This window comes from Dyella sp. EPa41 (assembly GCF_016586165.1).
GTDB lineage: Bacteria > Pseudomonadota > Gammaproteobacteria > Xanthomonadales > Rhodanobacteraceae > Dyella.
This window is the reverse complement of sequence record NZ_BCPR01000025.1, coordinates 23,372-45,110: the sequence shown is the minus strand read 5'-3', so window position 1 is coordinate 45,110 and position 21,739 is coordinate 23,372. Positions and strand designations below refer to the sequence as shown.

The window sequence follows — 21,739 nt, the reverse complement described above, 5'->3', positions numbered from 1 at the left end:
CTGCCCAAGGCCGAAAACTGTAGGAGCGCACCCAGTGCGCGACCGCGGAGTCACGGCGTCACCGCTCCATCGGCTTTTCGCGCACTGGGTGCGCTCTTACGAAGAGCCGTCCGGCCTACCGCTGCAATTCCCTTTGGTATCTCGCGGGCGTGACGCCATAGCGTCTGGCGAACGCCCGCGTGAGATGCGCCTGATCGGCAAGGCCCACTGCGGCAGCGATATCCGCCGGACGTCCACCTCGCGCCAGTTGCCGCTTCGCTTCGGCCAGCCGGAACGCCATCAGCATCTGCTGCGGCGTGGCGTGGTGGCGGGCCTGGAACTGCCGCAGGAAGTGGAATGGGCTCAACCCGGCCACGTGGGCCAGCTCGTCCAGCGTCAATCGCTGCGAGAGATGCGCGTGCAGATAGTCCACCACCGGCGCAAAGCGGACGCTGCCGCCGTCCATTGCCTTGCGCGGCACGCGGGCATGTCGCCGAAACAGCGTCAGCAGTTCCAGCAGCAGGCTGTCGAAGGCCAGCGGCTCGCGCGCCTGCCACAAGGCATCCAGCAGCACGGTCACGCGCCGTGCGCCGGGCAGGTCTTCGCGCACGACGTCGTTGAACCACCAGCCGGGTTCGCCGGTGACATCGGCGACCGCCTGCGGCTCGATATAGACCATCCGGTAACGCCAGCCGTCTTCGGTTTCGGCGTGGCCGGTATGCAGCTCGTCGGGGTTCATCATCACCACCGAATCCGGTGGCGCGAGATGCTCGGCGCCGCGATAGCGGAAACGTTCCACGCCCGACTCGATCGCGCCCAGCCCGAAGCCATCGTGCGTATGCGGCTCAAAGGCATGCCGCACGATGTGCGCGCGATAGAGCTCCACGCCATCCCGGTGCGAGGCCAGCCTGAACTCGGCCGCATCGCGTCGGGAAGTGAGTTGGGAGGGGACGCCTTGCATGCGCCCATGCTACCGCGCCCCGCCGGTTCCCTGCGTCGGCCGAAAAACTGTAGGAGCGCACCCAGTGCGCGACCGCGGAGTCGCGGCGTCACCGCTTCATAGGCTTTTCGCGCACTGGGTGCGCTCCTACAAAGAGCGGTGGGGCCAGCGGATGAAGCAGGGCCTTCAACCGCATGGAGCGGCCCGAAACGCAGTCGTTCGCACAGCTCGTCCATCCTGGCGGCTGCCCAAGGCGAAAAACTGTAGGAGCGCACCCAGTGCGCGACCGCGGAGTTGCGGCGTCACCGCTCCATAGGCTTTTCGCGCACTGGGTGCGCTCCTACAAAGAGCGACGGGGCTAGCCGGTGAGCAGGGCCTTCAACCGCGTGCGCGTCAGCGGCCCGAAACGCAGTCGTTCGCACAGCTCGTCCATCATGGCGGCCTCGCCACGGCGACGCAGCAGGGCCTCGGCTTGTTCGGCCACCGGCGCATCCAGCGCGATGCGCGTGAGCTGCCGGTACAGGCGCGCGCTGTCGGCGTGCTCGCGCAGTTTCGCCGCGCAACTGGCCGCCCCCCGGATGCGCAGGAAGGGCACTTCGTCCACGCGCTCCAGCAAGGCATCCAGGCTGCCGAAATGCGAAAGCAGGGCGGCGGCCGTCTTGGCGCCGATGCCGGGCACGCCGGGAATGTTGTCGACCGCATCGCCGCACAGGGCGAGGTAATCCGCCACCTGGTGCGGATGCACGCCGAGTTTTTCCAGTACGCCCGCCGGACCCCAGCGCAGATTGCGCGCGTAGTCCCACTGTTCGTCGAATTCGCCCAGCAGCTGGCCGAAGTCCTTGTCGGCCGACACGATCACGCTGCGGAAACCATGGCCACGCAGGCTCCACAGCGCGCTGCCGATCAGGTCGTCGGCCTCGTAGGTGTGGTCGATCAGCACCGGTATGCCCAGTGCCTCGGCCACTTCGCGGCACAGCACGAACTGGCGTTCCAGATCCGGCGGCGGCAACTCCCGGTTGGCCTTGTAGGCCGGATAAATGGCATTGCGGAACGACGTGGTGAGCGATGCGTCGAAAGCCACCGCCAGATGCCCTGGCTTCACCCGTTCCAGCAGTTCGCAGAGGAACCGCGTGAAGCCATGCACGGCATTGACCGGGTGACCGTCCGCGTCGTGGAACTCGTCCGGCATTGAATGCCAGGCACGGAACACGTACAGGCTGCCGTCGATCAAATGGACGGCTGGACGGCTCATGGCGTCCATGCGCGCACCACGTCGTCGAGTTCGGGGCGTTCGCGATCGGGCACCTCGATCTGCGGCGTACCGATGTGCACGAAGCCGATCACATGCTCGTTGTCCGCCAGGCCGAGAATGCCGGCCGCCTCGCGGTCGTAGGCAGCCCAGCCGGTAAGCCACTGTGCGCCGTAGCCCAGGGCCTGCGCGCCCAGCAGCAGGTTGTAGGCGACGCAGCCGGCGCTGAGCTCCTGCTCGATCACCGGTACCTTGCTTGCGGCGTCGACATGAGCGACCACCACCACGACCAGCGGGGCGAAGTCGTACCGCGTGCGGTCCTTCTCGCGCTTGGATTCGGGCATGTCCGGGTTCACGCGCAGCGAGAGCCGGGCGAGCCGTTCTCCAAACGTGCGCTTGGCGTCGCCGCGCAGCAGCACCAGCCGGAACGGCACCAGCTTGCCGTGGTCCGGCACGCGAACAGATGCCTGCAGCAAGGCCTCGAGCTCGTCGCCACCCGGGCCGGGTTCGCCAAGTTGGCGCGAAGGCGCCGAATGGCGCTGCTGAAGCAGGGAAAGGGGATGGGGCATGGCGGACATCGGGTGAGGCAAAGCCGTCATGCTAATCCCCCCGGCGACGGGAGGCGAATCCTTCGCCGCGTCTCAGCGGGCAGTGGCCAGCTTGAACGAGCCAGGCAGCAGCGCTTCCACCGTGGTTGCCTGCACGGCGCCCGTGAGATTGCCCAGCCACACGGGCATGCTTTCATCGCACAGCTCGGCCATCACCTGGCGGCAGGCGCCGCAGGGGCTGATCGGGCCTGGCGTATCGCCGGTCACCGCCAGCGCGAGGAAATCGCCCGGCTTGCAGCCGGCCGCCACGGCTGCGAACAACGCGGTGCGCTCCGCGCAATTGCACAGCCCATACGAGGCGTTTTCCACGTTGCAGCCGGTGAAATGCCGGCCGTCGCGGGTGAGCAGCGCGGCGCCGACGAGGAAGCGGGAGTAGGGCGCATAGGCGTTTTCGCGCGCCTGGCGCGCGAGGTTCAGCAGGACATCGGAAACAACGACTTCAGTCATCGGGATCTCCATGGCGGGACCCCCATCGCCACGGCCGACGGATGCGACTTCGTTGCCGGTGGCGCGTCAGTTAACTCCGACCCGGCGCCAGCCGCAAGTGGCCGGCGGTTCATGCATGGACGCATCGCTCAGGGCAGCACCGGGCAAGTATCGCCATCGCCATGATGTCTGGAAGGCCAGCAAGGCGTGTCGAGCGGCGCCGGGAAGATCGGCCGCGGCGGCCTTTCGGGTTATCACTCCGGAGGCCCTCCACCTGCCGTCGAGCCGACGGACAGGCGGCCCGCGGACAGCCGGGGTGGTGACGATGGTGATACTTGCCCGGTGTTGCCCTAGGATGCATGGACCTTTCCGCAGGGGATGCACGATGTCGATCACCGTGGCTGCATTGCGCGAAACCGCCGCCAGCGAACGCCGGGTAGCCATCACCCCGGAAGTGGCCAAGAAGTTGCGCGGCAAAGGTGTACGCGTATTGCTCGAGCACGGTGCAGGCGCTGCCGCGGGTTTCCCCGACAGCAGCTATGCGGACGCCGATTTCGCGGATGCCGATGCCGTGCTCGCGCAGGCCGATGTGCTCGCCTGCGTGCTGCCGCCGGACGACGCGACATGGGAGCGCCTGCGCGAAGGCAGCATCGTGGTCGGGCAGTTGCGCCCCTACGGCGCCGCCGTGCGCATCACCGCGATGGGCAAGCGCCGCCTTACGGCATTCGCGCTCGAGCTGCTGCCGCGCACGACCCGCGCGCAGGCGATGGACGTACTCAGTTCGCAGGCGGCCGTGGCCGGTTACCGGGCGATGCTGATCGCGGCCGAGTCGGCGCCGAAGTTCTTCCCCATGCTGACGACGGCGGCCGGCACCATCCGTCCTTCGCGCGTGCTGGTGGTGGGCGCCGGCGTGGCGGGTCTGCAGGCCATCGCCACCGCGCGCCGCCTGGGCGCGCAGACCGAAGGCTACGACGTGCGCCCGGAAACGCGCGAGCAGGTGGAGTCGTTGGGCGCCAAGTTCGTGGAGCTGGGCGTGAGCGCTGCGGGCAGTGGCGGCTACGCCCGCGAGCTGTCCGCGGAAGAGCGCGCGGCGCAACAGCAGGCATTGGCCGAGCACTTGAAGTCGGTCGACGTGATCGTCACCACCGCGGCGGTGCCGGGCCGGCCGTCGCCTAAGATCATCACGGCCGCCATGGTCGAGGGCATGAAGCCCGGCGCCCTGATCGTCGACCTGGCCGCGGAGGGCGGCGGCAACTGCGAACTCACGCAACCGGGCCAGCGGGTGGAGCACCAGGGCGTGACCATCCTCGGCCCGTTGAACCTGCCCGCGGGTGCGCCGCTGCATGCATCGGAAATGTATGCGCGCAACGTATACAACTTCCTCGAGTTGCTGGTGAAGGGCGATACGCTGGCCCCCGATTTCAACGACGAGCTGGTCGCCAAGAGCTGCGTGACGCGCAATGGCGAGCTGCATTTCCAGCAGTAGTCCGTTGCCTTCGGCATCATGAAAAAACCCCGCTTTCGGCGGGGTTTTTTCTTTAGTGCCTGGGACCACCCGGGGGCGGCGGTGGCGGCATGCCATGCGGTCCGGGGCCGCCCATCGGGCCGCCGCGCATCTCCTTGTGCCAGCGCCGCAGCAGCTGGTCGCGCTGGTCCGGCGGCAGCTCCTGGAAGTGCTGGAACGCGGCATGCAGCTGCTCGCGTTCTTCAGGCGGCAGCTGCTGGAAGCGGCGACTGTTCTCGCGCGCTTCTTCCTGCTGCTGGGGCGTCATCTTCTGCCAGCGGTCGATGCGCTCGCGGATCTCGCGGCGCTGGTTCGGCGGCAGCGACTGCCATTGCTGTGCCCGCTCCAGCATGCGCGCCTGGCGTTGCGGCGGAAACGAATCCCACTTGTCGGCCAGCGGCGAAAGGATGTCGCGCTGGTCCGGCGTCAGGCTTTTCCATGGACGGGGACCCGGCGGCGAGCCAGGCGGCGGAGGTGGCACGAGCCCCGGCGAAGGCGGAGGAGGGGCGTTTTGCGCGAGGCTGGACGAGGCGAAGCCGCCCAGCCCGATGACCAACAACAGCGTCAGAAACACACGACTTCGACGCATGGTCACCGGCTCGCCTGACTGTTGCCGTTCTTGGCCAGCCATCCGTAGAAATCCAGGTTCTGGTAAAGGGCCGGATCGGCCGCTGCCGCATCCGGCGGCAGCTCGCCATCGGCTTCGGTCATCGGCGAAAGGCCGGCTGCGGCACCGCCGGTCGGGCCCTGGACGGGCGAGGACAGCATCAGCGCGGCAAAGGCGATGGCCGCGAAGGCACCCGCCGGCAACAGCAGTTGCAGCAGTCGCTGGGCCAGCGACGAGCCATCGGCGCCTGCCAGCGCGGCACGCCGTGCCGCGCGCAGCCGTGCGGCGGCCGCCGGGTCGAGCTGACGCGCCGCCTCGCGGTAAAGCTCGCGGGCGCGGCGTTCCAGATGGTTGTCGGGCGCATTCATCGCCAGTCCTCCAGTTGGTCGCGCAGACGTTGCAGCGCGCGCGACAGATGTGTTTTTACGCTCCCTTCCGAACAGCCCATGGCCTGCGCGGTTTCCGCCACGTCCAGGCCTTCCAGCACGCGCAGCATGAAAGCCTCGCGCTGGCGCTGGGGCAGCAGTTTCACGGCCGCTGCCATGTCCGCATACGACTGCGAGTCGTGCAATCGTTCCAGGGGGCCCGGCCCCGTATCGGCCGGCTCCCAGGCCGGCAGGTCCTCGCCGTCTTCGTCCCGGCCGCCCAGCCAACCGACCACGATCGAACGCACCTTGCGCCGACGCTGCAGGTCCACGATGCGCCGCCGCAGGATGCCCCAGAACAGCGGGGTCCATTCCTGCGGTGGCTTGTCGCTGTAATGCTTGACCAGGCGCAGCATGGCGTCCTGCACGGCGTCGAGCGCGTCCTCCCGGTGGCCGAGGTTCAGCTCGGCCATGCGGAAAGCTCGGCGCTCGACCTGCGCCAGGAAAGCGTCCATCGAAACAGGCACCGCACGAACGTCTTCGGCCAGCAGTTCGGCGTCGAGAGTGGATACGGCGCTGGTCATGGCGTCATCGTCCGCTTCGCCGGATCGGGCATGCTGAGACTCCATCGGTACGTCTCTGTGCATCAACGTCCGAGGCTCGCACGGGTTGACCCGCACCCGTATGATGCGGGGACAACGGTGTCCTGGCGGGGAGGGGTCATGATCGACGGGTTCCTGGCGCTTTACATCTTCATGCTGGCCGCTTTCACGGGGTACGAGATCATCGCCCGGGTACCGGTGATTCTCCACACGCCGCTGATGTCGGGTTCCAACTTCATTCACGGCATTGTGCTGGTCGGCGCCATGATCGCGCTAGGGCATGCGCAGACCCCGTTCGAGATCGCCATCGGCTTCCTGGGTGTACTCCTTGGTGCCGGTAATGCGGCCGGCGGTTACGTCGTCACCGAGCGCATGCTGGAGATGTTCAAGTCCAGCAAGCCCGCCGCCGGCAAGGAGGCGAAGTAATGGCCTGGCTGCCGATCGTGATCAAGGCCTGTTACTTCCTCGCTGCCCTTCTCTTCATCCTCGGTCTCAAGCGCATGAGCTCCCCCCGCACGGCGCGGGGCGGCATCGTGTGGGCCGGCGTGGGCATGCTGGTGGCGGTGATCGCCACCTTCGCCCTGCCGGACATGCATAACCGCGGGCTGATCCTGGCCGCCGTGCTGATCGGCGTGGCGGCCGCCTGGTGGTCGGGGCGCCGGGTGGCGATGACGGCCATGCCGCAGATGGTGGCCCTCTACAACGGCATGGGTGGCGGCGCCGCGGCGGCCATCGGCGCCACCGAGCTGTTCAGTTATGCCGGCGCGGCGGTCACCCTGCTGGACGGCGGCGAATTCACCGCCAGCGGCACCGCGACGCCGGGAACGGCCCAGCTGGCGCTGGCCGTGCTCGGCGCCCTGATCGGTTCGGTGAGCTTTTCCGGTTCGCTGATCGCCTTTGCCAAGCTGCAGGGCTGGCTGGACAAGCGCTTCGTGTTCCCCGGCCAGCGCGCGGTGAACATGCTGGTGCTGGCGGGTGCGGTCGTGCTTGGCGCGATGATCGCCGGCGGCCAGCTGTCGATGCCGCTGATCGTGGTGTTCTTCGTACTTGCGCTGATGTTCGGCCTGATGATGACGCTGCCCATCGGTGGCGCCGACATGCCGGTGGTGATCTCGCTGTACAACGCCTTCACCGGCCTGGCCGTGGCCTTCGAGGGCTTCGTGCTGCAGAACGAGGCGATGATCATCGCCGGCACCGTGGTGGGCGCGGCGGGTACCTTGCTGACCCAGCTGATGGCCAAGGCGATGAACCGCTCGATCGGCAACGTGCTGTTCGGCAGCTTCGGCGCCACGGCCGGTGAAGCGCAGGCCATCGGCGGCAGCCAGAAGCCGATCGAGGCCAGCGATGCCGCCGTGATGATGGCCTATGCCGAGCGCGTGGTGATCGTGCCGGGCTACGGCATGGCCGTGGCGCAGGCGCAGCACAAGGTGTGGGAGTTCGCCAAGCTGCTGATCGAGCGAGGGGTGAAGGTGAAGTTCGCCATCCATCCGGTGGCGGGACGCATGCCCGGCCATATGAACGTGCTGCTGGCGGAGGCGGGCGTGCCCTACGACCTCATCGCCGACATGGACGACATCAATCCGGAATTCCCCAACACCGACGTGGCGCTGGTGATCGGCGCCAACGATGTGGTCAACCCGCTGGCCAAGACCGATCCCTCGTCGCCGATCTACGGCATGCCCATCCTCGATGTGGCGGATGCCAGGCAGGTGATCGTGGTCAAGCGCGGCAAGGGCACCGGCTTCGCGGGCATCGAGAACGCGCTGTTCTATGCGGACAACGCGCGCATGCTCTACGGCGATGGCCAGGCCGCGGCGAGCCAGCTGGTATCGGAACTCAAGTCGCTGGAAAGCTGACGGGCGCTCAGGCGTCCGTCTTTGCCCTTGTCGCCCGGCCGGCGGCAAGGGCGGCCAGGCCCATGCCGATGGCGTACCAGACATCGTCCGTCGGCATGCTGCCGAGTTCGGCGAGCTGCAGCAGCAGGCCAAAACCGGCGGTGCGCAGCGTGTCGACCAACCCCAGGCCCATCAGCCCTGCGATGCGCGCGGCCGCGGTCAGCAGGTTCACGTAGAGCGCCGCCGTCAATGCGGCCATGGCCGCCAGCAGGGCGGCGCCGGGACCCGGTGGGCGCACCCAGTGGCGAATGGCCTTGCCGAGCAGCCAGCCGACCAGCACCGCCAGCCAGGGCAGCGGACGCTGCAGGTAAAGCGTGGGCACCATCCACACGGCGCCGGCGGCCAGGCCGAGCATGACGGCGCTGACAGCGGCGAGGAGCCAGGCGAACGCGACCCGAGCGTTCATGAAAGGCAAGGGAAAAGCAGGGCGGCGGGCACGGGTTCTTCTCTGGCGTAAAACCCCCATCATAGCGCGGCGCCGGATTGGGGCGTCATGGCGTGGTCCGGCGGTCTTGAGTTCGGTCCGGTCTGGCCTGATGTGGGGAATGTGCGGCCGGGAGGCGGCATACTATGTGGTTTGGCGCGCCCCTTTCACCGCGCCCATCGATGAGATTCGGCATGAGCGGTTTCAGTCTTAGCAGCGAACCCTTCACCCTGGAGCGCGACTGCCAGGCGGTCATGGTGCCGCAGGGCGAGACGGTGAGCTTGCCCGCGGGGCAGGTGGGCTATATCACCCAGGCGCTCGGCGGCAGCTTCACGGTGTACGTGGAGGGCAACCTGTTCCGCATCGCCGGCAACGACGCCGACGCCCTGGGCAAGGAACCGCCCCCGCCGATCGAACTGGCGGTGGACGCCAGCGATGCCGACGTCGAAGCGCTGGTGTGGCAGCAGCTGCGCACCGTGTTCGACCCGGAAATTCCGATCAACGTGGTCGAGCTTGGCCTCGTCTACGACGTGAGCATCGAGCAGATCGAGCCGGAGAAGCGCAAGGTCTACGTGAAGATGACGCTGACCGCGCCGGGCTGCGGCATGGGCGACATCCTCGTCGACGACGTGCGCACCAAGCTGGAACTCATCCCCACCGTTGCAGAGGCCGACGTCGACCTCGTGTTCGATCCGCCGTGGAACCACTCCATGATGTCGGATATCGCGAAGCTCGAAACCGGCATGCTTTAAGCCGCCTCTTGCTTTGCAGGAGCGCACCCAGTGCTTGCCTTTGTAGGAGCGCACCCAGTGCGCGATAAGCCTGCGGAGCGGTGAATCCGTTGCACCGCGGTCGCGCACTGGGTGCGCTCCTACCATGCCGCACGGCTGCCTGAGCGCGGCAAGCGCGCCGCACGTACCTGCCTCACATCAACACCCTCGGCTTCCATCGACGGCAGACTGCTACGCAGTCTGACCCAAGTCATGGAGAGCACATGTTTCCTGAGTTCCGCGATCTGATCACCGAGCTGAAGGGCCGTGATCCTCACTTCTCTCGCCTGTTCCATCGCCACAACGAGCTGGACCAGGAAATCAAGAACATGGAAATGGGCATCGCGCCCGCCGGCGCGCTGGCCATCGAGCAGCTGAAGAAGGAAAAGCTGCTGCTCAAGGACCAGCTGTACGTCATCCTGCGTCGCGCATCGGCGGCCTGAGCGCAGCATCTGTCCTGCGCACGCCGCATGCGCGGCGCCTTCCCTCAACCAAACATTCGGGGTGACGAGATGTCGTCAACCATGCTTCCGCACGTGTCCGAAACGGACAACATGACGGATGCCGGCGTCGTAGCAGACGATGCGGCGTCCATCGATATCGCTACAGCGCCGGCACGCGGCAGCCAGGCCGCCGAGCGCCGCCGCGTCGACGACGCCATCGCGTCGGCGCAGGCCGAGATGGCCGACAGCACGCAGGACATACTGGTGCAGGCGGCCACGCACGACGCGGATACCTTGCTCGACAGCGTGAGGACCATCCTCGATGGCCTGTCGCCCGACGATGCCACGCGCTTTCGCACCCTGGTGCTGGAGGGCGACCCGAACCTTCGGCATGGCGGCAGTCGCCATCCGGACGAGGAACTCTCGCCGGGATGGCGCAAGGGCGAGTATCCGTATCGGCAGAAGATGTCGCGCCGCAATTACGAGAAGCAGAAATACCGGCTGCAGGTCGAACTGCTGAAGCTGCAGGCATGGGTGCGCGAGACCGGCCAGCGCGTGGTGATCCTGTTCGAGGGGCGCGACGCGGCGGGCAAGGGCGGCGCCATCAAGCGCTTCATGGAACACCTCAATCCGCGCGGCGCGCGCGTGGTCGCGCTGGAGAAGCCCACCGAGGCCGAGCGGGGCCAGTGGTATTTCCAGCGCTACATCCAGCACCTGCCGACGTCCGGCGAGATCGTGCTGTTCGACCGCAGCTGGTACAACCGGGCAGGCGTCGAGCACGTGATGGGTTTCTGCACGCAGAAAGAGTACGAGGACTTCATGCGGCAGGTGCCGGAGTTCGAGCGGCACCTGGTGAACAGTGGCATCCACCTTTTCAAGTTCTGGTTCTCGGTGAGCCAGGAAGAACAGCGGCGCCGCTTCGGCGAACGGAAGTTGCACCCGCTGAAGCAATGGAAGCTCAGCCCCGTGGATCTTGCCTCGCTCGACAAGTGGGAGGCCTATACGTGGGCCAAGGAGGCGATGTTCGCGCACACCGACACGGCGGACTCGCCGTGGATCGTCATCCGCTCCGACTGCAAGAAGCGCGCACGCCTCAACGCCATGCGCTACGTCCTCAATCGGCTGCCGTACGCCAATCGCAATGGCCAGGTGGTTGGCTTGGCCGATCCGCTGATCGTGGGGCGCGCGTTGTTCGGCTGATCGGTTTTCTTTTTGCGACACGAAGGGCGCGGTGAACCATCGCGCCCCTTTTTGTGCGTGAGGCACACGGAATGATGAAGCGCTCATCTCGCGAGCCACGAAACCCGCGAAGGAGCGACAGCGAAATTTAATATCGATTTATCTATGTCAAATGCCGATGTGATCCAGGTCGCCAAATGCGCGCAACTTCTTTCGCGCCACGTGGTGGCATGGCGCCGTTGCCGTGTCGCGTTGCGCGAAAAAATTGAGATCGAGTGAAATGAAGCAGGTCGCCATTCTCCGATTCTGCTGATACGAACGTGCCCGTCCGGGCTGCTCGCGCAAGTCCTTGAATCGAAGCTTTTGCGCGCGCGTGAGCGCATCCGAAAGCCTGTCGCAAGAAACGCAAAATATGGCGTTTCAAACTGGAAAATCCGCATCAATTTGCTTGTTTGGGTGCCTGTCGCGAAAACCCTTCGCCAGCGTTGACGCTCCGCATTTTCTTGATTAGCGTCAATTGATCCGACGACGGGAGGGTTGACGGATGGTCCATTGGCGACGCCAACACCGGCATTCGATCGCGTGAGCGTCGTTTAGCGAGTCTGCGCCAGCACACAACGTTCCAGGGATGGCAGGGGGAAGGCGAGTACTGGCGCCTATCGGATCGCAAGACAGTCACCAGAGCTGAGGCCGCGTCCACCGCGGCAACCAAGGTCCATGCGGCGCCATAACGCGCGGCACGGGACGGTTTTGTCCTCAAAAAATGTCAAGGAGACAAGAATGACTGTTCGTATCGATTTGCGGGGAAAGGCAGTACGAAAGGCGCTGCTGCCGCTGGCCGTATCGTTCGCGATGGCCGGAGGCGCCGCGCACGCGGCGGGCGTCGACGCGTGGGTGGGCACGCGCACCCATGCCGCGATGACGCGCAGCGTGGCGCCAGCCACGGCGGCGACGACACAAGCGGCGTGGACGTTGAGCCTGCATGGCGCACCCACCGTGGATGCCGCCACGGTGGCGCCGCTGGAAGCCAGCAAGCCCATGCATGTGGAGGTCAGTTTGAACCTGCGCAACGTGGATGAGCTGGAGGCGTTCCTGCATGCGGTCAATGATCCGGCAAGCTCGCAGTACCATCATTTCCTGACGCCTGCGCAGTTCAAGGCACGCTACGCGCCGACGGACGCGGATGCCGCGAAGGTCGCCGCGCACCTGCGCCAGTCCGGCTTTACCAACGTGCAGGTGGCCTCCAACAACCTGCTGGTGTCGGCGGACGGCAATGCCAACACGGTGAACGCCGCGTTCCGCACCACCATGCGCACGTTCGCCTATGGCGGCAAGCAGCGCATCGCCAACGATGCCGACGTGCAGGTGCCGCAGGCGCTCGGTGGCATCGTCGATGCGGTGCTCGGCCTGCAGAACGTCAACGTGCCGCACACCATGCACCGCATCCTCGGCCCGGTGCAGCCGCATGCCGGCGCCAATCACGTGGGCGTGCAGGCGACAGCCAGCCAGGTGTCGCACAGCCCGACCGATTTCCCGGCGATCTATGACGCGGGTGGCACGCCCACGGCATCCGCCACCACGGTGGGCATCATCACCTGGGGCGACATGACCCAGACCATCACCGACCTCGGCACCTTCACCAGCAATGCGGGCATGGGCACGGTGAACACGCAGGTGGTGAAGACGGGCAGCAACACCTACGCGGACGATCCCAATGGCGATGGCGAGTGGAACCTGGACAGCCAGACCATCGTTGGCACCTCCGGTGGCGTGGGCAAGCTGATCTTCTATTCCGCGCCGAACTGCTCGAACGACAGCTGCCTTACCGACGCGGCCATCACGGCGTCGTACAACCGCGCCGTCACCGACAACGTGGCGAAGGTGATCAACGTGTCGCTGGGCGAGGACGAATCCGCCGCCAACAGCTCCGGTACGCAGGCGGCCGACGACAAGATCTTTGCCCAGGCCGTGGCGCAGGGCCAGACCTTCTCGATCGCGTCGGGCGACGCGGGCGTCTACCAGTGGTCGAATGATCCGACCGAAGGCGCGCCGGGCTACGTCACCAACTCCGCCGGTACGGTGGAGATCTCGCTCAGCCACTACTCGGTGAGCGAGCCGGCGACGTCGCCGAACGTGGTCGCCGTGGGCGGTACCACGCTGAGCACCAGCGGCACCACCTGGACCGGCGAAACCGTGTGGAACGAAGGCCTGGCCGCCGTTGACCCGAGCAATGGCGACAACAACAAGCGGCTGTGGGCCACGGGTGGCGGCGTGAGCCTGTATGAAACCGCACCCAGCTGGCAGACCACGGCATTGGGTTCCTCGGTGACCAAGCGCCAGGTGCCAGATCTCGCGTTCGATGCGGCGCAGTCCACCGGCGCGAACATCATCATCCAGGGCCAGACCTATCAGATCGGCGGCACCAGCCTGGCTTCGCCGATCTTCGTGGGCATCTGGGCGCGCATTCTCTCGGCCAACGGCAACACGCTGGGCCTGCCGACGCAGAACATGTATGCGCATTTCCCCTCCGATGCGACGCCGCTGCATGACGTCACCTCGGGCAACAATGGCTACAACGGCTACGGTTATACGGCCAAGGCGGGCTTCGACAACACCACCGGCTGGGGCAGCCTGGACATCGCCAAGTTCAACAGCTACGTGACCCAGTACTGGGGCGGTGGCGGTTCGACCGGCGGCACGCCGACGGCGAACTTCAGCTTCGTCACCAGCGGGCTCACGGCGACCTTCACCGACAGCTCCACCGACAGCGGCGGCACGATCTCCTCGCACGCATGGACCTTCGGGGATGGCGGCACGTCCTCGGCCACCAGCCCCAGTCATACCTACGCCGCGGCCGGCACGTACAACGTCACCGAGACGGTGACGGACAGCGCGAGCGGCAAGACCTCGAGCAAGACGTCGTCGGTGACGGTGACTTCCAGCGCGCCTTCGCAACTGCTGGGCAATCCCGGCTTCGAGACCGGCACGGCGAGTCCATGGTCGATGAGCACCAGCGTGCTGTGCAGCAACAGCACCTGCAGCGGCGAGACGGCGCACGGTGGTACGTGGTTCGCTTGGCTTGACGGTTACGGGCAGTCGCACACCGATACGGTGTCGCAGAAGGTGACCATTCCCAGTGGCAAGACCACCGCGACGCTGTCGTTCTACCTGCACGTCGACACGGCGGAGACCACCACGACCACGGCGTACGACAAGCTGACGGTGCAGGTGCTCAACAGCAGCGGCACGTTGCTGAAGACGCTGGCGACCTATTCGAACCTCAACGCGGCGTCGGGCTATGGCCAGCACACGTTTGACCTCAGTGCCTATATCGGCCAGACGGTGACGATCAAGTTCACCGGCACGGAAGATTCGTCGCTGCAGACCTCGTTCGTGCTGGATGACGCAAGCCTGATCGCCCAGTAATCCGCGAGCGTTCGATGCAAAAAAAGGCCCGGTCAGCGATGACCGGGCCTTCTCGTGCAAACGGGTCGCGCAGGCTCAGCCGGCCGATTCCTCGAAGCGGTTCGCCTCACGGTTCTTGCGCACCTTGGACGGATCCCACACGCGGCCGTTCATGGTGATGTAGACGCCATCGGGCAGCGTCTGCACGGCGGCGACCGCGCAGCCGATGTTGAACACGGCATCGGAGCCCTGGAAACGCGCCGGATTGAGCGCCCCGGTGAGCACGATCACCTTGCCCTTGATCTGGGCGAGCTCGCGCGCCGTCTCGACCATGGTGTCGGTGCCGTGCGTGACCAGCACATGGCGATGCGGCTGCGCCTCGATGGTGGAACGCACCAGCGCGCGATCCTCGTCGGTGATGTGCAGGCTGTCCTTGCGCAGGATCGGGATCACGTCGAACTGGAAGGCCACGCCGAGCTGACCGAGGATCTCGCCGATCTGCGGCGCGCCGATCTTGTAGTCCGACTTGTCGTCGAAGTAGATCTTGTCGATGGTGCCGCCGGTGGTGACGATGGTCAGATGCTGCATGGTCGGGAACCGCAAGGTGGGGAAGCGGCCATTTTAGCGGGTGCCGGCCTTTCCTGCTCAGTGGGGGCCAAGCAGCAGGGCGGTATCGGTGGCATCCGTGGCGCCCAGCCGCGACAGCCCGTGCGCCACGAAGCGCCGCAGGGCCGCACCGCTGCGGGCGCCACCGTGAGGCGCCGCCCAGGTGTCGTGCCGGGCCAGCAGGGCCGCTGCGGCGCAACGCGCCAGGGTGAATGCCAGGCCGCGCGCGCTCGCTTCCAGCGCATCGCGCTGCTTGGCGTGTTGGTCCAGGTGGGCGGTGGCGGCATCCAGCGCCGCGTGGATCGCCTGCCGCGCGTGGGCGTTGATGCTGTCGGCCAGCCAGCCTTCGATCGCCGTGCGCAGCGCGCCGAGGTTGTCGCCGGCCAGCGCACGCAGGCTGTCCAGCGACAACACGTTGGTGGTGCCTTCCCAGATCGCGTAGACCTGCGCATCGCGCAACAACTGCGGCAGCCCGGTGTCCTCGATGTAGCCGGCGCCGCCGAAGCATTCCAATGCTTCGGAACACAGCTTCACCGCCATCTTGCCGGTCCACAGCTTGGCCAGCGGCGTGAGCAGGCGCAGCAGGGTCGCTTCATGCGGTTGCGCCGTGCGGTGCTCGACGCGGCCGAGCAGGTGCGCCACCTCGAAGGTGAGGGCGAACGCGGCCTCGAATTCGGCCTGCATGTCCGCCAGCGTCTGCGCGTGCAGCGGTTGCGCGATCAGCGGTTTGCCGAAAGCCTGGCGGCGGGTGGCGTAGTCGCGGGCCAGCGACAGTGCGCGGGCCATGCTCGCCGTTGCGCATACGGCGTTCCAGGTGCGCGTGATGTTGAGCATCGGCGCCACCTGCCGCACGCCGTGGGCGAGTTCGCCCAGTGGCCATGCCGGCAGGCCGTCGAGATGGATTTCCGCGGTGGGCAGCTCGTGCGTGCCGAGCTTGTCCTTGAGCCGGTCGATGGTCAGCTCCGGCTTGCGGCGCGCACCATCCATGGTTTCCACGTAGAACAGCGCGAGCGCAGACGCGCCCTGGTCCGCGCCTTCCGGACGCGCGAGGCCGAGTGCGACTTCGCCCACCACGGCCGAACTGAACCACTTGCGTCCATACAGGCGCCACTGGCCGGAGGCATCCTGGCGCGCCACGGTTTCGGTGTTGCCGACATCGGAACCCCCGTGGTTCTCGGTCATCCACTGGCCACTGAGCCAGAAGGTGGAGGCGTCGCGGCTCAACAGGTGCGGCAGCGCGCGATCGATCAACGCCTGGTTGCCCGAGGCCTTCAATGCGGTGGCGGCGCCGTCCGTCATCGCCAGCGGGCAGCTGTAGAACTCGCTGGCCAGGTGATAGAGATAGACGCGGGCGAATTCCTCCAGGCGCGCGTGTTCGCTCGGTTCATGGCCGGCGGCAAGCACCGCGTGCCGCGTGGTGACGTGCGGGCCTTCCTGCCAGGCCTCGGTCAATTCGATGCGGTCGACGCGGTTGCCCCAGGCATCCCACTGCGTGAGCACTGGCTTGCGTCGCGTGGTACGGCAGGCGCGCTGCCAGGCCATCTGCGCGTAGTCGCCGAGTGCCTGCAGGTCAGGGTCCAGCGCGGCGCGCCGCGCGGGCGGCAGGGCGCGTTCCAGCATGGCGTGCAGCAGGCGGTCTTCGCGGTACGGATGCGCGAGCTGCGGCGGATCTTGCACGAATCCCATGGTCGGCCCCCGGCGGATCGGTCGCTGCGAGTATAGGCACGATGCCGGCGATGCGCGGGCTCAGCCTGGCCGGATCGCCCCAAGATCGACCAGGTCTGCCTGGTCGCCATGGACGTACAGGCGCAGCTGCCGATGCGGGTAATCGCACACATCCTGCGCCAGTCGTTGGCCCATCACCAGCAACACGAGCGGTTCGTCGCCGCTGTTGGTAAGCACGTGCGCCGGCCCGTTGCCGGCGAAGCCGAGGAAATCACCGGCGCCGACGGCGTGCGGCTGGTCGTCGATGAGCGCGGTGCCGCGCCCCGACAGCACGTAGACGCATTCTTCCTCGTACAGGTGCCGGTGGTATTCGCTGGAATCGTGGCCCGGCTGCAGCTCGATGCGATGCACGCCGATCCGCGTGAGCCCCGTGGCATCGCCCAGCGACTTGCGATGCCGCACCCCGTTCGGATTGAGCGGATGGATGCTGAGCGTGGCGGGCATGGCCTCGATGTCGTCGGCCTTGAGCAGCTCGCGGGGTGCGGTCATCGCGATGGTCCTGGGCTGGGGAAACCCAAGCCTATCGCGACGATGTCAGGGCTTGGTGAACTTCAGGATGAAGCGATCGGTATGGCTGCGGATGGACGGATCGCGGATGCCCAGCGCGTGCGTGTCGGCAGGGTTGCGCAGCGCGTTGCTTTCGCCTTCGTAGTGGAAACCGGCGGCGGTGAGTTCCGCCTTGACGGTCGCGGGGTCGATGCGATGCAGGTCGTCGGTATGGCTGGCGCCCGTGCCGGCAGCGGCCGCATGGTCCAGCACGATCAGGGTGCCGTGGGGCTTGAGGGCATTGAACAGCGCGGCGTCGACCTTGGCGATGTCCGGCGGGCCCATGAACGGGTCGTGCAGGTCGTGATAGTTCTGCGAGGTCCAGATCACGTCGACCTTCTCGGGCAGGCTCATCGCCGACACCGGCTGCACCAGCACCACGACGTTGGCGTAAGCGGGCGTGCCCGCGAAGCTGCGCAGACTCTGCAGGCCCTTGGGCGCCGCCTTGTCCATCTCCGCCGGCTGCAGCGCGTAGACCTTGCCGTCCGGCCCGGCCAGCTTGCTGAAGAGGCGCGTGTAGTAGCCCTTGCCCGGCATCAGGTCCACCACCTTGTCGCCAGGGCGGATATCGGCGAAGGCGAGCACTGCCGCCACGTGCCGGCTGTCGTCGAGCGCGCGGTCTTCGGCGGGGCGTCCAGGATCGGCGATCGCCAGGCCGATGCGCGAAGGCAATGCCACCGCGGCCGCCGCGGCGACGGCGAAGAACGAACAGCAAGCAAGCAGGGTCATGCGCGACGGACGACTCATGGCGACACTCCTCTAGTGGACGTAGTTGAGCGCGATCGCCGGCGTGATCGAGGACGGCGTGTGATGGCCGCCGAAGATCACCCGGGTACCCAGCAACACGCCGATGTTCGGCGTCCAGTTGTATTCGATGGCCGGCGCCACGCCCCAGTAGTCACTCGTACCGGAGTTCATGTGCAGGTCGCGTGGCAGCGGTGGGCCGCCGAACGGATCGACGACGTCTTCGCCGGTGACGCGCGTGTTGCCGTTGTGGTTGTAGAGCGCATCCAGCGCGAGCACCCAGCGTTGCGTGAGGCTGTATTCCGCCGCCAGGTCGATGCCGTAGCTGTTGCCGGGCCGGGCATGGCCACGAAAGCTGTCGCTGGTGCCGTACACGCTCGTGCCGTGCACGTCGGTACCGCCAGAGTAGGACGCCGTGAGGTTCAGGCGCAGGCGCAGGATGCGTCCGTTCGGCATCCACAGGTAGGTTTGCGCGTTGAAGCCCAGCGTCGTGGTGTACACGCCGCTGCCCATGCCGTCGGCGGGGCGGTTGCCCAGTCGGTCGTACTTACCGGTGGGGAGCGTTTCCTGCAGCATGATGGCGGTGCTCGGCACCCAGCTGTCGTCATGGAAATGGGTGAACTGATACTGCGCCTGCAGTACGAAATCGCCCAGACCCACGCCGCTGCTGTGGGGTCCGCCATCGACCCGGTTGTAACCGAACACCGGGATCACGCCGACGCTGAAGTTGTTGGCGAGGCCGTAGACCAGATAGGTGCGCGAACCGTAGCTGTTGGCATGCGGGGTGCGCACGTCGTAGAGGTAGGGCTCGGCAAGGAAGTGCCCGGGCGCGCCCGTCTCCGGCGAGTTCGCCATCATGGGGCCCGTCCACCAGGCGTCTTCGCGCGATTGCCAGTAGACGTCGTCCGCGGCGGGGAGCGCGCCAGCGGGCGACGAAAGCAGTTCCAGCAGGCAGGCCAGCGCGAAGAGGGCCAGGCGGGACAGGGTGGGGACGACCGGTTGATGGGCCTTCACGAGCACTTCCATGGGCGGGACGGGCGCCAAGCTATGTCTCTGGGCGGTCGTCTGAAATATCCACTTTGCTAAGATTTGATATGACCACTTGAGGCCCATGGCGGTGTCGTCTGGAGGCGGCCCGCAAGGAGACGACGCCGGGCATGCCCGGTGCCATCCGGAGATTGCGATGACCCGTGCGAGCACGAGCTTCCTGCCACCGGTCGCGGTGGACCCGGCGTCGGATACGCCGATGTACCAGCAGCTGTCGGACTGGTTTCGCCGCGCCATCCTCGATGGTCACCTGCGGCCCGGGCAACCCGTGCCCTCCACCCGTCATCTCGCCGGCGAACTGAGCATCTCGCGCATCCCGGTGCTCAGTGCGTACGACCAGTTGCTGGCCGAGGGGTACCTGGAAACCTTCACCGGTTCGGGCACGCGCGTGGCGAGGGCGATACCCAGCATGGCGCCGGCGGCGAAACGCCAGCGGTCCCTTGATGAAGCCAACCCGCCGCCCGCTTCGCGGCGCATCTCCCGCCGCAGCGGGCAGTTGGCGTCACCCGAGCAGACCTGGCTCGACAGCCTGGGTGCGTTCCGCGTGGGCATGCCGGCGTTGGACCGTTTTCCCACGCCGGTATGGGCGCGCCTGGTGAATCGCCACGCGCGGACCTTGAGCGTGGAGGCGATGAGTTACGGCGATCCCGCGGGACACTGGCCGTTGCGCGAAGCGGTGGCGAGCTACCTGGGCATGTCGCGTTCGGTGCGCTGCGATGCCTCGCAGGTGTTGATCACCACGGGTTCGCAGCAGGCGCTGCAGATCTGCGCGCACGTGCTGCTGGATGCCGGCGATCGCGTGTGGATGGAGGATCCGGGCTATCCCGGCGCGCACCAGGCGTTTCGCACCGCCGGCGTGCCGATGGTGCCCGTGCCGGTGGATGGCGACGGCATCGACGTGGAAGCCGGCCTACGCCGTGCGCGCGGCGCGCGCGCGGCCTACATCTCGCCGTCGCACCAGTTTCCGCTGGGCACCACCATGAGCGCCGCGCGGCGCATGCAACTGCTGGCCTGGGCCGAGCGCGACGATGCCTGGATCATCGAGGACGACTACGACAGCGAGTACCGCTTCGGCGGCAAGCCGGTGGCGTCGCTGCAAGGCCTGGATACCGCCGGACGCGTCGTCTACGTGGGCACCTTCAGCAAGGTGATGTATCCGGCGCTGCGCCTGGGTTACATGGTGGTGCCGAGGGATCTCGTGCCCGCGTTCCATGCGGGGCGCGATGCGATCGACACGTTCTCCTCCACGCTGTTCCAGCTCGCCATGGCGGATTTCATCCGCGAAGGACATTTCGCCCGGCACATCCGCGCGATGCGCGCGCTCTACCGTGAGCGGCGCATGGCCTTGATCCGGTCCATCGAGCGATGGCTGGGCGGCAGGTTGCGCATCATCGGCGCCGACGCCGGCATGCAGCTGGTGGGCTTGCTGCCCGAGGGCACCGACGACGTGGCGCTGTCGCGCGAGGCGGCCCTGCACGGTGTATCGGTGCGTCCGCTCTCGCCGTGCTATCTGGAATCGCCCGGGCGTGCCGGCCTGATCCTCGGCTATGGCGGCGTATCGCCGGCGCAGATCGACGAGGGCGTGCGCCGGCTCGGCAAGTGCCAGGCGTTCTCCCTGTAGGAGCGCACCCAGTGCGCGAAAAACCTGCGAAGCGGCAACGCCCAACGCTGCGGTCGCGCACTGGGTGCGCTCCTGCAGGAAGAGGGCTCGTTTACGCGGACCGCTTGCGCTTCACGCCGGCACCGAGCGTGCCGATCAGCGTCACGGTGAGCACGATCTCGATCCAGCCCAGCCAGCGCTCGCCCGGCGCGCTCCACGCCTCGCTGATCCCATGGCTGAAATAGAACAGGCTGAGGATGCCGACCCACAGCAGGGCCCGACGCATGTCGCGCCACGCGAACAGAGGCAGCAGCAACGGAATCACGGTGATGGCGAGCACCAGTGCCATGGGCATGTGCTGCGCGGGAAACAGCCATCCGTGCCATGCGAGCTGCAGCAGCACCAGCGCGCCCCAGGCGGCGAGGCCGAGGCGATAGGTGGGCGCGATGGGCGTGCTCATGCGGCGGCGACCAGGCGGCGCGCGACATCGGCGAGGCGCCGGCCCAGCGCGCGGGCGAGTTCGCGTTCATGCTCGGTGATGCTGTTGTCGCCCGTCGGCCCCGCCACGTGGCTGGCGCCGTACGGCGTGCCGCCGCTCAAGGTCGCCGTAAGCGCGGGTTCGGTGTAGGGCAGGCCGACGATCAGCATGCCGTGGTGAAGCAGCGGCAACGCCATGGTCAGCAAGGTGGATTCCTGGCCGCCATGCATGGTGCTGGTGGCGGTGAACAGCGCGGCAGGCTTGCCGGCGAGCGCGCCACTGGCCCATTCGGCGCCGGTGGAATCGAGGAAGTACTTCAGCGGCGCCGCCATGTTGCCGAAGCGGGTCGGGCTGCCCATGGCCAGGCCCACGCATTCGGCCAGGTCCTGGCGCGTCACATAGGGCGCGCCTTCTTCGGGCTCGGGCGGTTGGGCGACTTCGGTGACGGGGGCCACCGGCGGCACCTGGCGCAGCCGCGCGCGCATGCCGGGGATCTCTTCCACGCCGCGCGCAATGAAGCGCGCGAGCTGCGCGGTGTGGCCGGTGCGGCTGTAGTAAAGGACCAGGATGTCGTGGCTCATGGTTTGGGCGATGGCT

General features: G+C 67.0%; 23 protein-coding genes. 8 read left to right on the top strand and 15 right to left on the bottom strand.

Annotated features, from left to right (window positions below):
• Positions 1-115: 115 nt before the first annotated feature.
• The 4 genes from JMF82_RS10205 to JMF82_RS10190 form a co-directional block, all read right to left on the bottom strand.
• Positions 116-940 carry an AraC family transcriptional regulator gene (locus tag JMF82_RS10205; RefSeq protein WP_201314414.1) on the bottom strand — a complete coding sequence of 275 codons (825 nt, stop codon included), beginning with the start codon at positions 938-940 and terminating at the stop codon, positions 116-118.
• Positions 941-1,277: 337 nt separating this feature from the next.
• Positions 1,278-2,180 (bottom strand): 5'-3' exonuclease H3TH domain-containing protein, encoded by a 903-nt coding sequence (locus tag JMF82_RS10200; protein WP_201314413.1) that lies wholly within the window; start codon positions 2,178-2,180, stop codon positions 1,278-1,280.
• On the bottom strand, positions 2,168-2,737 hold the full coding sequence (locus JMF82_RS10195; protein WP_201314412.1) for a nitroreductase: 570 nt from the start codon (positions 2,735-2,737) through the stop codon (positions 2,168-2,170). Before JMF82_RS10195 ends, JMF82_RS10200 begins: the two co-directional genes overlap by 13 nt.
• A gap of 72 nt (positions 2,738-2,809) precedes the next feature.
• The gene (locus JMF82_RS10190; protein ID WP_201314411.1) at positions 2,810-3,223 is read right to left on the bottom strand and encodes a cytidine deaminase; all 414 of its coding nucleotides are present in this window, start codon (positions 3,221-3,223) and stop codon (positions 2,810-2,812) included.
• 364 nt (positions 3,224-3,587) lie between these two features.
• On the opposite strand from JMF82_RS10190, the gene JMF82_RS10185 reads away from it, so the two are divergent.
• Positions 3,588-4,688 carry an NAD(P) transhydrogenase subunit alpha gene (locus JMF82_RS10185; RefSeq protein WP_201314410.1) on the top strand — a complete coding sequence of 367 codons (1,101 nt, stop codon included), beginning with the start codon at positions 3,588-3,590 and terminating at the stop codon, positions 4,686-4,688.
• Between the two features lie 52 nt (positions 4,689-4,740).
• Here JMF82_RS10185 and JMF82_RS10180 read toward each other — a convergent pair whose 3' ends face one another.
• The 3 genes from JMF82_RS10180 to JMF82_RS10170 are packed head-to-tail and all read right to left on the bottom strand — an operon-like array spanning position 4,741 to position 6,262.
• Positions 4,741-5,295, bottom strand: coding sequence for a DUF3106 domain-containing protein (locus JMF82_RS10180; protein WP_201314409.1), 555 nt, complete (start codon positions 5,293-5,295; stop codon positions 4,741-4,743).
• Positions 5,296-5,297: 2 nt separating this feature from the next.
• Positions 5,298-5,681 (bottom strand): hypothetical protein, encoded by a 384-nt coding sequence (locus tag JMF82_RS10175; RefSeq protein ID WP_201314408.1) that lies wholly within the window; start codon positions 5,679-5,681, stop codon positions 5,298-5,300.
• Positions 5,678-6,262, bottom strand: a complete 585-nt coding sequence (locus JMF82_RS10170) for an RNA polymerase sigma factor (protein ID WP_201314407.1) — start codon at positions 6,260-6,262, stop codon at positions 5,678-5,680. Before JMF82_RS10170 ends, JMF82_RS10175 begins: the two co-directional genes overlap by 4 nt.
• A gap of 138 nt (positions 6,263-6,400) precedes the next feature.
• On the opposite strand from JMF82_RS10170, the gene JMF82_RS10165 reads away from it, so the two are divergent.
• Positions 6,401-6,706 carry an NAD(P) transhydrogenase subunit alpha gene (locus JMF82_RS10165; protein WP_130620959.1) on the top strand — a complete coding sequence of 102 codons (306 nt, stop codon included), beginning with the start codon at positions 6,401-6,403 and terminating at the stop codon, positions 6,704-6,706.
• A complete protein-coding gene (locus tag JMF82_RS10160) occupies positions 6,706-8,136 on the top strand; it encodes an NAD(P)(+) transhydrogenase (Re/Si-specific) subunit beta (RefSeq protein ID WP_201314406.1) in 1,431 nt (476 codons plus the stop codon). Before JMF82_RS10165 ends, JMF82_RS10160 begins: the two co-directional genes overlap by 1 nt.
• Before the next feature lie 7 nt (positions 8,137-8,143).
• Here the strand turns inward: JMF82_RS10160 and JMF82_RS10155 are convergent, their stop codons facing one another.
• Positions 8,144-8,581, bottom strand: a complete 438-nt coding sequence (locus JMF82_RS10155) for a hypothetical protein (protein ID WP_201314405.1) — start codon at positions 8,579-8,581, stop codon at positions 8,144-8,146.
• A gap of 212 nt (positions 8,582-8,793) precedes the next feature.
• On the opposite strand from JMF82_RS10155, the gene sufT reads away from it, so the two are divergent.
• From sufT to JMF82_RS10135, 4 genes are all read left to right on the top strand, one after another.
• Positions 8,794-9,351: a putative Fe-S cluster assembly protein SufT gene (gene sufT, locus JMF82_RS10150; protein ID WP_201314404.1), complete on the top strand. Its 558-nt coding sequence runs from the start codon at positions 8,794-8,796 to the stop codon at positions 9,349-9,351.
• A gap of 242 nt (positions 9,352-9,593) precedes the next feature.
• Entirely contained in the window at positions 9,594-9,812 is a 219-nt protein-coding gene (locus JMF82_RS10145) for a YdcH family protein (protein WP_201314403.1), read from the top strand.
• 69 nt (positions 9,813-9,881) lie between these two features.
• Entirely contained in the window at positions 9,882-11,012 is a 1,131-nt protein-coding gene (ppk2, locus tag JMF82_RS10140) for a polyphosphate kinase 2 (RefSeq protein ID WP_201314402.1), read from the top strand.
• A 759-nt stretch (positions 11,013-11,771) separates the two neighbouring features.
• Positions 11,772-14,417 (top strand): protease pro-enzyme activation domain-containing protein, encoded by a 2,646-nt coding sequence (locus tag JMF82_RS10135; protein ID WP_201314401.1) that lies wholly within the window; start codon positions 11,772-11,774, stop codon positions 14,415-14,417.
• A 75-nt stretch (positions 14,418-14,492) separates the two neighbouring features.
• Here JMF82_RS10135 and JMF82_RS10130 read toward each other — a convergent pair whose 3' ends face one another.
• Genes JMF82_RS10130 through JMF82_RS10110 form a run of 5 tightly spaced genes read right to left on the bottom strand, consistent with a single transcriptional unit; the run spans position 14,493 to position 19,031 of the window.
• The gene (locus tag JMF82_RS10130) at positions 14,493-14,984 is read right to left on the bottom strand and encodes an asparaginase domain-containing protein (RefSeq protein WP_201314400.1); all 492 of its coding nucleotides are present in this window, start codon (positions 14,982-14,984) and stop codon (positions 14,493-14,495) included.
• 57 nt (positions 14,985-15,041) lie between these two features.
• On the bottom strand, positions 15,042-16,688 hold the full coding sequence (locus tag JMF82_RS10125) for an acyl-CoA dehydrogenase family protein (protein ID WP_201314399.1): 1,647 nt from the start codon (positions 16,686-16,688) through the stop codon (positions 15,042-15,044).
• 60 nt (positions 16,689-16,748) lie between these two features.
• Positions 16,749-17,216 (bottom strand): cupin domain-containing protein, encoded by a 468-nt coding sequence (locus JMF82_RS10120; protein WP_201314398.1) that lies wholly within the window; start codon positions 17,214-17,216, stop codon positions 16,749-16,751.
• A gap of 45 nt (positions 17,217-17,261) precedes the next feature.
• Positions 17,262-18,020 carry a methyltransferase gene (locus JMF82_RS10115; protein ID WP_236585396.1) on the bottom strand — a complete coding sequence of 253 codons (759 nt, stop codon included), beginning with the start codon at positions 18,018-18,020 and terminating at the stop codon, positions 17,262-17,264.
• Between the two features lie 12 nt (positions 18,021-18,032).
• On the bottom strand, positions 18,033-19,031 hold the full coding sequence (locus tag JMF82_RS10110; RefSeq protein ID WP_201314397.1) for a transporter: 999 nt from the start codon (positions 19,029-19,031) through the stop codon (positions 18,033-18,035).
• A gap of 169 nt (positions 19,032-19,200) precedes the next feature.
• Here JMF82_RS10110 and JMF82_RS10105 point away from each other — a divergent pair, with 169 nt between their 5' ends.
• On the top strand, positions 19,201-20,685 hold the full coding sequence (locus tag JMF82_RS10105; RefSeq protein WP_201314396.1) for a PLP-dependent aminotransferase family protein: 1,485 nt from the start codon (positions 19,201-19,203) through the stop codon (positions 20,683-20,685).
• Between the two features lie 91 nt (positions 20,686-20,776).
• Here the strand turns inward: JMF82_RS10105 and JMF82_RS10100 are convergent, their stop codons facing one another.
• A complete protein-coding gene (locus JMF82_RS10100; protein ID WP_201314395.1) occupies positions 20,777-21,124 on the bottom strand; it encodes a DUF2069 domain-containing protein in 348 nt (115 codons plus the stop codon).
• On the bottom strand, positions 21,121-21,723 hold the full coding sequence (gene wrbA, locus JMF82_RS10095) for an NAD(P)H:quinone oxidoreductase (protein WP_201314394.1): 603 nt from the start codon (positions 21,721-21,723) through the stop codon (positions 21,121-21,123). Before wrbA ends, JMF82_RS10100 begins: the two co-directional genes overlap by 4 nt.
• Between the last annotated feature and the right edge of the window lie 16 nt (positions 21,724-21,739).